Genomic DNA, 13113 nt, shown 5'->3' with positions numbered 1-13113 from the left:
CTTGCTGGACGGCTCTTCTGGGTCAAGTGTATCGCTTGACGCGCCGGACGTAAGACCCAAATCGCGCACAGTTTGTGCGTGATGGCGAACAATGTGGAGAAGATTGACAGGTTTAGAGCGCGCTGCGTTAAATCGGACGCAGGACGCGCGCTCTAATTTTTGTTGTGCATCATCTTATGCAGAAAACCCGAGCTCGGAGTCACGTGCCTCCGGCTCGCCCGCTTTTCCGCATGATGCTCTAATAACGCGCGGCGAGCGATGCCGCCATTGATGGGCGGACCTTCACGCGGGAGAATTGGCGGACCAGATAATCGATGAAGGCGCGTGTCGCGATCGACATGATGCCCGGCGAATAGACGACCCAACATTTCCTGTCGTAAAAAGACCATTCGGCATCGAGCGCGAGCATTCCACCGCTTGAAAGATCCTGACGGACGATGCTGACGGGCAGACTTGCGATGCCCAGGCCTTTGCGTGCTGCGCTGCGCAGTGCGATGCCGCTGTTGCTCATCCACCGTGGGTTGACCTTTACGCTGACGTCGTCGTTGAAGCTCATCGTCGTACTGAGGTCGGTCAGGCAATCGTGATGCAGCAGATCCTGCGGCATCTCGGGCCATCCCCGGGCCGCGACATAGGCTGGCGCGGCGCACAGGCAATAGGACAGATAGCCAAAAGTCCGCGCGCGCAGATTCGAATTCGGCAGGGTGCCATAGCGGATGACCACATCGAACCGCTCCTGAACGATTTCATTCTCGTTGAGATAGGCAATGGGTTCGATAACGATGCCGGGATGTTCGGTGCTGAATTCGGCGAGCAGCGCCGACATGAAATCCGATCCGAAAATGTCGCTGAGCCCCACGCGCAGCCGTCCCACTGGTTCGGTGCTATAACGGCCCACCTGCTTTTCGACCTCGCTCAGGCGCTGCTGAAGATCTGAGCATTCGCGGTGGAAGCTCTCGCCCGCGCCGGTGAGCGACAGGCGGCGCGTGGTGCGGACGAGCAACTGGACTCCCAGCCGTTCCTCCAGTTCGTGCACTGTCTTGCTGATATAGGATTTGGAAACGCCAAGCTGGTCGCTGGCGGCGGTGAAACTTCCCTGTTCGACCACCGCCAGAAATTCCTCGATTCCCCGCCAACTCGACATCTTCCCACCCCCAAAGGCCGGGATGCTATCAAGCAGACGCCCGAATGCAATGCTCATATGCCTTCCCTTCCGGGGAAGGGTTCGACAGCTTATTCCGCCGCCTGTTTGACGAACAACTCCCGCCGTGGACCGATCTTGCCTGCGATCTTCCACAGCGCGTCGGCATCGACGTCATAGACGTCAAGCGCGTTGATGCCGAGCATCGCCTGGATGTCGTCGTCAGGCAGGCCGCCGAGGCTGATCGTCATCTTTTCAAGCGTGCTCGGCCAGGTTCCTTCGGGATGGGGATAGTCAGTACCCCACAGGATGCGGTCGACGCCGATGTCGTAATAGGCCTGCGTCGTTTCTTCGTCAGGCAGCGCTGAGCAGCCGACCCAGATGTTGCGCGCGAAATACTCGCTCGGTTTCATGCTCATATTGGCATAATAATCGCCGAGCTTTCCGCTCGTGTGCTTGGCTGAGGCGCGTATGTCCATCAGTTGCATCACCCAAGGGAACCAGAACTCGCCACCCGCTTCGGTGAAACAGACTTTGAGCTGGGGATATTCCTCGAACACTCCACCAAAGGTCATCGACCATAGCGGCCGCGTCATCCAGAAGGCGAATTCGCACAAATAAGTGCCGATCCAGCCGGGCTGCGTGGTGTCATAGGCCGGCGATGCGCCCGAATGGAAATGCAGCGGCATGTTGAGATCCTGGAGCATCGCCCAGATCCGGTGATATTTGGTGTGATTGTAAAGATCGTACCCTTCGGTCAGTGCGGGGAAGAATACGCCCTTGAGTCCATTTTTCCGCGCCCATTCGATTTCCTTCGTGGTTTCGTCGAGATCGTAGAGCGCCGGGATCACGGCAAGACCGATGCGGCGATGCGGATCGTCCTTGCAGAAGTCCGCGAGCCAGCGGTTATGCGCCCGGGCTCCCGCCCATTGCAATTCGGCACGCGCGGGAGAGGGCTTCAATCCGATGTCGGCACCAAAGGGCGGCGCATTGCGTTCCGTGATGCCGTCCGGGAAGAGGACTTCGGCCGTGACGCCGTCACCGTCCAGCACTCGGTTGCGGATGACGCCATTCCATGCGCCTTCCAGCCCTTCGCCGACCCGTGCGCGCCATTTTGTGTTGAAATCATCGATCAGGAAGCGCTTTTCATGCTCTTCGCGTGCCTTGATCTCCTGCTGGACCGTCTCGTCGAACTGCACATGATATTTGGATTCGAGATAGTCGCGATATTTTTCGGGCGGCAGGCCTGCATGGCCGTCCGACGAAATGACTAGATAACGGTCCATGTTCCTTCTCCGCCTTACTCTTGCACCCTATGCCCCGGCCCAGCCCGCGTGGGGCCGAACCGGCGACATGACCATGATCCGACACTATGCGCTTTGCGCGCGGGAAAAAGCGGCTCCGCAGCAACGCACTATTGCTCGTCATGCACAATGGGCCGGACGAGATAATCGAGCAGCAGCGCGCCGCCGATCACGGCCGCAATCGCGAAGGGTGCTGGCTGCCATATCTGATAAGCCATCGAGGCGGCGATCGGCGGGACGCTGATTGACGCACCAGCGATCAGGGAGATGGCCGACGCGATGCCGACCTGTTCCTTCGCCGTTCCCGCAAGCGACGCCGCGGCGCTGAACCCCGGTCTGGCGAGGCCATAGCCGAAGCTTGCGAGGGCAAAGCCCAGTACTGCCGCCCAGACATTGTCATTCAGCATGGCCGCTATATTGCCCATGCACGCCAGCGCAGCCCCGGCGCGCATCATCGCCAGGGGTGAAAGCAATAGCAGCCGCACCAGTCCCCATTGGGCGAGCAGCGCAGCGATCGCCCCAGTGGTCATCGCGATTCCTATCATCTGTTGTGCGGTCAGGGCGGCGGGGGGCGTCCGGTCGATGATCACGAAGCCGATCGTATAGAGGTTGATCGCCTGCGCTGAGCAGAGCAACATGCCGAAATTGAGATGACGTCCGATGGCCTTGCGCCGCCATACGCTTGTCAACGACGGCGCGTCAGGGGTGGCGGAGACCGCCACCTGTCGCGGCGATGCTGCGGGAAGAAACATATAGCTTCCTGCGAGCGTCAATATGCCCAGCATCGCAAAGCCGAGCATGGGTCCAAGCGGTCCCAGTGGACTGATCATCATCGTAGGCGCGATAGCGGGGCCGATGATCGTTCCCAGGCTGAGCGCACCTGCAAGTCCGGCGATCGCCTGAGTCCGCTGCGTTCCGTCTGTCCTTGCCGCGATCAGCGACTGCGTCGCGGTTGCTGCTGCGGATCCCAACAGGCCGTAGATCGACCGCAGCACCGCAAAGCAGCCGAAGGTCGCCAGCGGCGGCAGCAAGCCCATCAGACCCAGTTCGACCGACAGCGCGCAGCCTCCCATCGACACGATGAAGCCGATAAGGCCGCCGCGAATATAAAAGGCTGGCCCGGCGCGTCCAATGCGCAATACCCAGAAGGGCGAGGTGACAGCCCAGGTCAGGGCTGAAAATGAGAAGATACCGGCGACGAGAAAATCAGGAATGCGGAGCGTCCGGCCGATTGCCGGCATCACCGACACCAGTCCAATATTGCCGATCGCGGTCAGGAAGATGACTGCCCCGAGAAAGGGCAGCACCCACCGTGACTCGACCAGCGATCGGGATGAAAGCGTTGCCATGAAGCGCCCCCGATCAAAAACGGATGCGCAGCTCGCCGCCGAAGCTGCGCGGATCGCCATATTGGCTGATCGTCAGGAAGCTGAGATTGATCGCGCTGACCAGATATTCCTTGTCCGTCAGGTTTTTGCCCCACAAAGCGAGTTCGGCTGTCGTGCCGCCGCCGAGCTTGATCTCCGTGAGCGCGAGGCGCCCGTCCAACAGGCCGTAGGACGGCATCTTGGCGAGTGGATCGGGCGTGATCGAGGAGAACTGGCTGCTGCGCCAGCTATAGTTGAGGCTTGCCTCCAGTCGCCCGACATGGACATTCTGGCGATAGAGCGCGCCGATCTGATAGTTCCACTTGGGCACACGCGACAGCACATAGGTCTTGGTGACGTCGGTGCCGTCTGGCAGGATGAAATCGGTGTAACGCGCGTGGACATAGCCGCCGCCGAAGTTGAAGGTTAGATTATCGGTCGGCCGCAGCGCGCCCTCGACTTCGAAGCCGGTGAATTTGGCTTCGCCCGCGTTGATGATGTTGGTGGTTACGAGCGACGGAACGAACACGCCCGCCTGAAATTGCTTGTAGATAGAATGATAGACGGCGGCGTTCAGGCGCAGGGCATTGTTCCATCCGGCATATTTGACGCCGAGTTCGAACGAGGTCAGCTTTTCGGGATTATAGGGGGTCAGGAAGGCTGCATTGGTTGCTGCCGTGTCGTTGATCCCCCCGCTCTTGAAGCCGGTCGCGACGCGCCCATAGACCGAGAAATCCGGCTGGAACTTATAGAGAATGTTGAATTCGGGGTTGAAGCGCTTCCAGACCCCCGAATTTTCGAGTGGGCTGAGATCGGTATAGCCGATGCCCCCGGCGCCTGGCCGGGCTCCGGCCGCTGGTCCGCCGCTGCGGGTGATCGGATTGCCGTTCGCATCGCGCAGGAACACGCCCGATCCGGGGGCTGCGGGATTGAGACGATAGGCTGAGTTTGAGAGCAGCAACTCATAGGCATATTTGGATTCGCGGGTGTAGCGCAGTCCCACCGACGCCGTCAGCCGTTCGTCGAGCGCACGCGGCGTCCAGGCGAGCTGGCCATAGCCGGCATAGGATTTCGAATGTCCCCCGCGTGCGCTGATATCGAAGGCGTTGCCGCCGAACTGGAAATTCCAGCGCGGATTGTAGACGTCATAATGGTCATCGAGATAGAAGAAGCCCAGCGTATATTTAAAGTCGCCGACCGTCCCGAATACCTGCGCTTCCTGCGTGAACTGCCTGTACTTGTTGCGAAGCACTATGCGGAGCAGGTCAAGGGGCGTGCCGTCGAAATCGCTTGCTGAATTGGTGAAGGCGGTTCGCCGCGCAGTGATTGACTTGAGCGTCATGTCGCCGATGCCGGGTTGCCATTCAAGGGTCAGCGCGTGGCCGGTGGTGCGGAAATTGCTGAGGCGGGCGCTCTGTGCACCGGTGTCGCGCGTCCGCTTGTCTACGACATAGGGTGCAACCAGAGCATTGACGAAAGCGGTCGAGCCCGATCCTGTGGCGGCCGTCAGCGCGAGTTGGTTTGGCGTTCCTTTGCTGTCGCTGACGTCATAGGCATAGCGGGCGCTGAAATTGCCCGATGGGCGCCACATCAGGTCGAAACGGCCCGCCCACAATTCCTGCTTGCCATAATGGTCGTGGAGCGTCGTGTTGCGGAAATAGCCGTCGTCGAGCTTGGTCACGAGGCCGACCTTGGCGCTGAAACCGGCAATCTCGGGCAGGTCGATCGACAGGCGCTGGGTATATTGCCCATAGCTGCCGCCACCGACCAGCAACTGTCCGCCGAACTCGCCGGACGGCTCACGCGTGATCATGTTGACCGCACCACCGATGGTATTCTTGCCATAGAGCGTGCCCTGTGGGCCGCGCAACACCTCGACCCGCTCAAGATCGACTGTGTCGAATGCGGCGCCGGTCGACTTTCCGATTGGCACGCCGTCAATATAGAGGCCCACCGGTTGGTCACGGGCCAGGCTGGTGTCGGCCGAAGGCGACAGGCCACGGATCGTGATCAGCGGACCGAAGCTGTTGCCGATCGTCTCATTGATCTGGATATTGGGAACGAGGGTCGCAAGATCGCTGACGGTGCTTACCTGGGCGCGCTCGAGCGCAGCGGAGCCGACCGCGGAAACAGAGATCGGCACATCGACAAGCCGCTCCTCCCGACGCTGGGCGGTAACGATGATGTCGCCCTCGCTGGCTGCCGGATTTCCTGTCGTTTCTCCCTCGGCGGCTTGCTGTGCCAGCACCACTGACGAACTCAGTGCTGTCGCGGTCATGACTGCGCAAAATGCAGCGTTCCGAATTATCATAAATCCTCCCTCTCCTGCGCCAGCTCCTTTAGGGCCGTTATTATGTGGCCTCTTTCTTGCCTGGCCCATTTCTTGAGTGGAACGATAACTGACGTTCCTTGGCGATAAAGCGCACCATCATCACTACACTGTTCACCCATGTGGCGAATAACGGCCGACTTGGCATCGCTTCATCGATCGAACGTTCGGCGATAAGACCGGTGGGCTTCGTGATGCGCCAAACTCAGTCATTTGTGGAGCTCCGCACCGTACCTCTAAGCGAACGTTGACAGAAGGGACCCTTTTTAAGAGCATTGTTCCAGGCAATAGGGCTGCGCCCGTTCCCCCAGCTTCGCTGCCATCCAAAAATCCGAGCGAACCCCGGCCAGCGCCAAAGGACGTCGAACTTACAGAGAGTCCGCCGCTCCGACCAACTGAGAAGGAATTGATCGCGAAATTTCGCGCGGAGTTGGAACGCGACTATGGAGGTGGATCAGATCATGGAAATTGACCTGGAACCCGCGTATCAGTAGCGGAGCCGGTTCCCACCTTGACACGCTCTGCGGTAAATAGCAGCCTTATCACCGCATATATTGCGGAGAATATCGCTTGCGATGCGGCGAATAAGACCTATATTCACCGCAAATGAAGCGGTGAATATGACGTACATCCACGAACTTCCTTCATGGCCGAACTTTACGTGGCGAGACGAACGACTCGCAACCAGGCTGGGTGCGGTCCGTCACCAGCAGGGCCGACTGATCGGTCATATGAGCGCGTTGGGCTTCGACATGCGGAACGAGGCCGTCCTTGCGACACTTACGCAGGATGTCCTCAAATCCAGCGAGATCGAGGGCGAGCATCTCAATCAAGACCAGGTCCGCTCATCGATCGCGCGTCGTCTGGGGATGGATATCGCCGGGTTGGTTCCAGCGGATCGCAATGTCGAGGGCGTGGTCGAAATGATGCTTGACGCCACCCAAAATTATGCCGCACCACTTACCACCGATCGGCTGTTTGCCTGGCATGCTGCGATGTTTCCTACCGGTAGAAGCGGAATGACGGCCATCACTGTCGGCGGGTGGCGTATCGACGAAACGGGGGCCATGCAGGTCGTGTCCGGCCCCATCGGACGCGAGCGCGTGCATTATGAGGCGCCGGCTGCAACCAGGTTGGAGCTGGAGATGGACGGGTTCGTTCGCTGGTTCGAATCCGATATTGGCATCGATCCGGTCATAAAGGCTGGAATCGCACACCTCTGGTTCGTGAATGTCCACCCCTTCGACGATGGCAATGGTCGGATCGCGCGCGCGATCGCCGATCTTGCACTTGCCCGCGCCGAACATACTGCCCAGCGCTTCTACAGCATGTCGGCCCAGATCCGACAGGAACGCAAAATTTATTATGATCTGCTCGAGGCAACGCAGAAAGGCGACCTCGACATAACGTCCTGGCTGGAATGGTTCTTGGATTGCTTAGGTCGTGCCTTCGATGGCGCCCAACAGACCTTGTCCGCGGTGCTAAGCAAAGCGCGTTTCTGGGAACGCTTCGGGGATGTTCCGATGAACGACCGACAGCGGGACATGATCAATCGGTTGCTCAATGGCTTCGAGGGCAAGCTGAACTCGTCGAAATGGGCAAAGATCACAAAGGTCTCCTCCGATACGGCGCTGCGAGACATTCAGGATCTTGTCGAGAAGGCAATTTTCATCCGCGACGAAGGCGGCGGACGAAGCACCAGCTACTCCCTTTCCGATTTCAATTGAACGGTCCTTGGTGCAGCCACACGGACCGAAAGCTGATTGGCTTGCGCTAGGACAATCCGATCAGGCAGCTATCCGGCAGGCGTCCGCGATAAGCGGACTTTTGAAGCGCTACGATAGCATGATCCGGATTAGTCAGGATGCAGCATCCTCGATGACATTATGGCGTTCCACAGCTGTAGGACACGAGCGGCGTTCGATTAGCGTGCAATAGAGACAGCCAGTGCGGCGGCTGCTGCATCATGCATTGCCTTCTCTATATAGCCGACCCCGCGGCAATCGCCGACCACATGGACCTCGAAGCCCGCTAAACTCAATGTCTCAGCCAATTTGGCATCGCCGGTCGCTCCCTTGGCAATGACAACATGATCGGCTGGTACGACCTGCTGCGATCCCTCTTTATCCACGAAGTGGACCAGACCTTCCTCGATGGCGATACCGCTCGCTTGCGGGCATAGGCGAACGCCATGTTCTGCCAGTTCGGCCAGAAGACGCATACGCCGCACAATTGTCAGGCCCGCACCAAAACGTGGTGCTTCATCAACCACCGCCACTTCACGACCGCGCTCGATAAGGAACTCGGCCAGTTCGAGCCCGACAAGCTCGCCTCCGATGATGACGATGCGCTGCCCTAACGGTATCCAGGTCTTCGTCGCTTCGCGCACGAAGGCCAGATTAGAGGTTAGCCGGGTCGCCGCACCGACTTTCGCCGCAATGCGTGTGGCCAGACCCACTTTCTGCTTGAGGGCCTCTCCCCCTTTCCCGAGCATGAGTCCGCGCAGATCATCGCCGCTCAACACATGGGGTAAGTGATTGCCTGGGATCGGTGTCAGACCGCGCACCGCGCCGGTCGCAACAACGATGGCATCAGGTGCGAGCGCGTGCATCACCTCCAGCGTCGCGTGGGTGCGCAGCCGCACCTTGACAGCCGACATCTCGATCTGGTGGCGCAGCCAGTCAAGCAATCGCTCGTTGGCTGGATAGGCGAGGGAAGCAAAGCGGAGCGTGCCGCCGAGCCGCTCCCCCTCTTCGATCAGGACGACCTTGTGCCCCATCGCATCGAGCCGCCGGGCCGTTTCCATGCCACCCGGGCCGCCGCCAATGACAACAACCCGTCTGCCGCCATGCTGCTGCAGTGGCCGCTGATATTCAAAGCCGAGCTCCGGGTTGACCGCGCAGCGCATCGGTTGGCCAAGATAAATCGCGCTGATGCAGGTGTAACAATAGATGCATGGCCGCACATCATGCTCCCGTCCTTCGGCCAGTTTGGCAGGCAGATAAGGATCGGCAAGCAGCTTGCGCCCCATCGACACGAAATCGATCGTGCCCTTCGCGATCGCTCGGTCGCCGGCTTCCGGTTCAACGCGACCTGAGGCGATCACCGGAATATTGACGGCCGCCTTGATCCGTGCGGCATAAGGGAGGTTCACGCCCGGTTCGTGTGGTGTGTGCGATCCTGAGTGCAGTTTGGGCTGCCCCGCATCATGATAAGCGGTGACGGTGATGGCCTCAGCGCCAGCCTGCTCTGCCAAGCGCGCGATTTGCACGCTATCCTCTATCGTCAGTCCATTCTTCACCCCGACTTCACGGGAATCCAGTTTGCACCATAGCGCGATTGCACCGCCTGTGCGGGCCTTCACCGCGGAAATGACCTCGAGCAGGAAACGCGCCCGATTTTCGAGCGACCCGCCATAGGCATCGGTCCGGACATTGGTCTTGGGTGAAATGAAGGAGGAGAGCAAATAGCCGTGGCCGCCATGTATCTCGACACCGTCGAAGCCGGCACGCCGTGCCCGATCGGCGGCATCTGCGAATTGCTTGACCACATGGTGGATGTCATCGACCGTCATCACCTTGACGTCGATGTCACGCACTCGGCTAAATGGCGCCTCGGCGAGTTCCTCCAGCAAGAAACTCGCGGTGAAATCTCCACTCGGTGCAGGCGGCAATGACGGTCCCCAGATCGGTCGGCCGGCCAGCATGTCCTGCATCGCGACAAGGCCGCCATGGTGGATCTGCGCGGCGATTTTCGCACCATGCCGGTGCACCGCTTCGGTGAGAGCTGTCAGCCCTGGAAGAAAGCGATCGTCCGAAATGGCGATCTGATTGGTTTGGTTGGCGCCGACCGGCCACGCGACCCCTGCAACGCCAGTGATGACAAGGCCGACGCCTCCCTTCGCTTGTTCTTCGTGATAGGCAATGATGCGTGGACCGCATTGCCCGTCTACTTCGGCAAGGGACGCCCCCATGGCGGTGACAGCGATCCGGTTGCGCAAAGCAAGCGGCCCGATCTGGCCGGGGGAAAATAGGTGCGACAGGTTTGCCATAGCTTGAGAATTATCCAGAAATATAAGGTGGCTGCACGAGGTCGCCGGATGGAATGATGCTGGAAGCTGACCCCGACATCGAAGCCATAGCTGACAGGCCGTTCGAAGATGGCGCCGGCAAAACCGAGCGCTCCAAAATCAATGCCATTGGACAGGTTCTTCTGGTTGGTGAGATTGTCCCCCTTTTCCTTCCTTTCGGTTTTGAATGGGCGCAGCCGCGTCAAATGAAGCGGTCCGCCAGCTCAGATATGAAGTTCGATCGGCTCGAGTTCGGCCCACAGCGGCCCGAGCAGCGTGCGCAGGAAAGCCTCATCCGAGTAGATTCGTTCGCCGCTCAAGCCCTCTTCGCCAAAGGTGAGGATCGCCATGATGCGGTGCATCGAAGGCTCGGTTGCGCCATCGAGCAGGATTGAGATCGTATATTCCTCGACCACCCCGTCAGGGCCGAAGGATTGGCTTACCGGCGCCGCGCCCCGCATCCGCTGCTGCACATGCGCGACAAAATGCTCATAATAGCGCCGCGTATTGGCCATGCCGGAGAAGCGCTTGCCAACCGGATAGAGTTCGTAGACGGGCTCCCCTTCCATCGTCGCCATGATGGCGTCGACGTCCTGCGCGCCCTCGGTAAGCGCGTGCCGGTGCGCGACCGAGATGAGATTGATAAGTGATCGGGACATTCAGATAATCCTAATTTTCATGATGAGATGAACATACCGCTTCGCGGACACGGCGAAGCGAAGATTGTGCAAGCGGACGGAATTCCATGGAGACGGTGCACAGCACATCGTCATTGAAGCCGAGACACGCCATCATGCATTGGCCGGTTCGTCGACCAGCAGTGTCATCGCGCCTTCAAGATCACCATTGCCCACGGCCTCAAAGCGTCCGCCGGCCAGCTTCAATAGCTCCTCTGTCGACATTTCTGGTTCCATGCCAGCCTCCCATCAATATCCTCTGTTAGCGCGCTACGGTTGAGAGTCGCTATTGTCGCGTGATACGCAAAGCGCTCATTCATGTTCGTAGCGCTCATTTTGAGATGGTCATTGCATGACACGGTCAGGCGCCTGCGGGTAAGGTTCACAAGATTGCGCTCGGACGGCAATCTATCTAGAATGCGATGAGGAGAGGCAGGTAATTGACGGCATCGACATCCTGGAATGAGCGACGGCTCGCTACGACGACAATCGATGATGCTGTCGTCAGGCTGTGTGAGCCGCAGGGTGGCAAACTTCCGCCTGAACTCTCGGGATGTGAGCAGACTTATCAGATCGGAATGTGGCTGTCGGACGTCAACCGTCCGCATGGCTACGCTTGCTATGGCAGTTCTCGGAAATTTGTGCCGATGAGCCGGTTCAACTGCATTCCGGCCGGTGTAGATTGGAAGGCACGCTTAAGCGGAGAGAACCCGATCCAATCAGCAATCTATTGCGATTTCGAAGCCGCCTTTTTCGAAGCTTGCACGGGGATTGCAAGCTATGACAGCACCGACTACCTGGAAGCCTGTTTCAAGGCCAGCACGCCACTGCTCGAGCGTACATTGTGGATGATGGCCGACGAGGTCGGTAGTCCCGGCTTTGCTCACCTGCTTGCTGTCGATGGGCTGAGCCGCCTGGCGCTCGCCGAACTCGGACGTAGCTTGGCACGCCATTGTCTGCCGACCAATGGCGATGGTGTGCTGGCTGGTTGGCAACTCGCGCGAATCCGGGAATATGCCGAAGAAGCCGAGGGGCATGCGGTCACATTGACCAAACTCACCGAATTATGTGGTGTGAGCCCTTCACATCTCCGTCGGCTGTTCAAGGCGACTACAGGGACAACGATCACGCGCTATGTTGAGGACATCCGACTCCGTCGCGCGCGCACCTTGCTCATCGAGACGCAGTTGCCTCTGAAACAGATCGCCTACAAGCTCGGCTTTTCAGGGCCCAGCGCTTTTTCAGCCGCTTTTAAGCGCGCGACAGGCGTAGCGCCGCATATCTATCGCAAGACCGCTTCAAACGTTTAGAGCATTTTCAAGTCAGATGGGAACATCTGACGACTCGGAAAATGCGGAAAACAAAAGAAAATGAGAGCATGATCTGATTCAACCTGATCGGATCATGCTCTAGTATCCCTCAAGGTCCGAAGTGTTCTTGCCATCTCCAAACAGATCGCCAACCACATGGTCCCTGCTCAATTACTGTCGCGACCAAAGGTCTCAACGAGCGAAACAAATGAATGAATGGCGATATCGCTCAGCTTGGGCATCAGCGGCTCAAATGGCTTTTCATAGCCGGCAAATGGGGTCATCCCCTCCATGGAGGCCGAAATGAAAAGGGCGATGGCTTCGCGGTCGGCTATCGGCAAATCGGGACGGATATCGCCTACAATCTCGATCAGCGGTGCACGGGCGCGACCGTAAAGCTCCTGAACTCGCGCCAGGACGAAGGCGTCATGGTTGGAAAGTGCCCATAGTTCGGGGAAAATACGCGTCGTCTTCTTGCTACGGATATCCTCCAATATGAAGGTGCAAATCCGCTGCAGCCGCTCCTGCGCCGAAGCGCTGGACATGTGGACGATCTGGTCGAATTCCACCTCATAGCTGCGGATGACAGCCTCGAGCAGTTCGCGGACAAGGTCTTCCCGGCTGCGATAATGATAGGTGAGATTGCCAAATTTCATTCCGCAGGCGATCGCGACTCGCCGCATGCTCATGGCGCGATACCCTTCCTCGATCAGGATTTCGAGAGCGGTGCGAAGGATGAGTTCGCGTGTCTCATTTCCCTTGGAATAGCCGCCGTCGCGTTCTGGGATGTCGAGTTCGATCATTGCTTCCTTAACTCATCCTAATGAAATGACGCCATTTTCGGCTTGTGGACGTCAACTATATTGGTTCGGATAAATTATGTCATCTGACAAAATTAGGTCACTTGACAGATTTG

9 protein-coding genes are annotated in these 13113 nt (G+C 58.7%); 2 read left to right on the top strand and 7 right to left on the bottom strand.

Going from position 1 to position 13113, the window contains the following annotated elements; genetic code table 11:
* Window positions 1-238: 238 nt before the first annotated feature.
* The 4 genes from HUK73_RS20185 to HUK73_RS20170 all read right to left on the bottom strand — a co-directional run bounded on the left by HUK73_RS20185 (window position 239) and on the right by HUK73_RS20170 (window position 6090).
* On the bottom strand, window positions 239-1201 hold the full coding sequence (locus HUK73_RS20185; protein WP_255326451.1) for a LysR family transcriptional regulator: 963 nt from the start codon (window positions 1199-1201) through the stop codon (window positions 239-241).
* A gap of 32 nt (window positions 1202-1233) precedes the next feature.
* Window positions 1234-2427 (bottom strand): amidohydrolase family protein, encoded by a 1194-nt coding sequence (locus tag HUK73_RS20180; RefSeq protein WP_176593640.1) that lies wholly within the window; start codon window positions 2425-2427, stop codon window positions 1234-1236.
* A gap of 128 nt (window positions 2428-2555) precedes the next feature.
* On the bottom strand, window positions 2556-3794 hold the full coding sequence (locus HUK73_RS20175; protein WP_176593639.1) for an MFS transporter: 1239 nt from the start codon (window positions 3792-3794) through the stop codon (window positions 2556-2558).
* Window positions 3795-3807: 13 nt separating this feature from the next.
* Window positions 3808-6090: a TonB-dependent receptor gene (locus HUK73_RS20170; protein WP_255326450.1), complete on the bottom strand. Its 2283-nt coding sequence runs from the start codon at window positions 6088-6090 to the stop codon at window positions 3808-3810.
* Between the two features lie 626 nt (window positions 6091-6716).
* On the opposite strand from HUK73_RS20170, the gene HUK73_RS20165 reads away from it, so the two are divergent.
* Window positions 6717-7868 carry a Fic family protein gene (locus HUK73_RS20165; protein ID WP_255326449.1) on the top strand — a complete coding sequence of 384 codons (1152 nt, stop codon included), beginning with the start codon at window positions 6717-6719 and terminating at the stop codon, window positions 7866-7868.
* A gap of 197 nt (window positions 7869-8065) precedes the next feature.
* On the opposite strand, the gene HUK73_RS20160 is transcribed toward HUK73_RS20165, so the two are convergent.
* Both HUK73_RS20160 and HUK73_RS20155 read right to left on the bottom strand, forming a co-directional pair.
* Window positions 8066-10192, bottom strand: coding sequence for an FAD-dependent oxidoreductase (locus HUK73_RS20160; RefSeq protein WP_176593637.1), 2127 nt, complete (start codon window positions 10190-10192; stop codon window positions 8066-8068).
* A 242-nt stretch (window positions 10193-10434) separates the two neighbouring features.
* Window positions 10435-10869 (bottom strand): hypothetical protein, encoded by a 435-nt coding sequence (locus HUK73_RS20155; RefSeq protein WP_176593636.1) that lies wholly within the window; start codon window positions 10867-10869, stop codon window positions 10435-10437.
* Window positions 10870-11327: 458 nt separating this feature from the next.
* Here HUK73_RS20155 and HUK73_RS20150 point away from each other — a divergent pair, with 458 nt between their 5' ends.
* Window positions 11328-12197, top strand: a complete 870-nt coding sequence (locus HUK73_RS20150) for a helix-turn-helix transcriptional regulator (RefSeq protein ID WP_176593635.1) — start codon at window positions 11328-11330, stop codon at window positions 12195-12197.
* A 167-nt stretch (window positions 12198-12364) separates the two neighbouring features.
* On the opposite strand, the gene HUK73_RS20145 is transcribed toward HUK73_RS20150, so the two are convergent.
* A complete protein-coding gene (locus tag HUK73_RS20145) occupies window positions 12365-13000 on the bottom strand; it encodes a TetR/AcrR family transcriptional regulator (RefSeq protein ID WP_176593634.1) in 636 nt (211 codons plus the stop codon).
* Window positions 13001-13113: the final 113 nt, after the last annotated feature.

The organism is Sphingobium sp. EM0848 (assembly GCF_013375555.1).
In the GTDB taxonomy this organism is placed as follows: domain Bacteria; phylum Pseudomonadota; class Alphaproteobacteria; order Sphingomonadales; family Sphingomonadaceae; genus Sphingobium.
This window is presented reverse-complemented; position numbering and strand designations above follow the sequence as displayed.

Excerpts from the sequence above, each read along its gene's own strand:
- HUK73_RS20185 (WP_255326451.1), bottom strand. The coding sequence starts at position 1,201 with ATGAGCATTGCATTCGGGCGTCTGCTTGATAGCATCCCGGCCTTTGGG.
- HUK73_RS20180 (WP_176593640.1), bottom strand. The coding sequence starts at position 2,427 with ATGGACCGTTATCTAGTCATTTCGTCGGACGGCCATGCAGGCCTGCCG.
- HUK73_RS20175 (WP_176593639.1), bottom strand. The coding sequence starts at position 3,794 with ATGGCAACGCTTTCATCCCGATCGCTGGTCGAGTCACGGTGGGTGCTG.
- HUK73_RS20170 (WP_255326450.1), bottom strand. The coding sequence starts at position 6,090 with ATGACCGCGACAGCACTGAGTTCGTCAGTGGTGCTGGCACAGCAAGCC.
- HUK73_RS20165 (WP_255326449.1), top strand. The coding sequence starts at position 6,717 with ATGCGGCGAATAAGACCTATATTCACCGCAAATGAAGCGGTGAATATG.
- HUK73_RS20160 (WP_176593637.1), bottom strand. The coding sequence starts at position 10,192 with ATGGCAAACCTGTCGCACCTATTTTCCCCCGGCCAGATCGGGCCGCTT.
- HUK73_RS20155 (WP_176593636.1), bottom strand. The coding sequence starts at position 10,869 with ATGTCCCGATCACTTATCAATCTCATCTCGGTCGCGCACCGGCACGCG.
- HUK73_RS20145 (WP_176593634.1), bottom strand. The coding sequence starts at position 13,000 with ATGATCGAACTCGACATCCCAGAACGCGACGGCGGCTATTCCAAGGGA.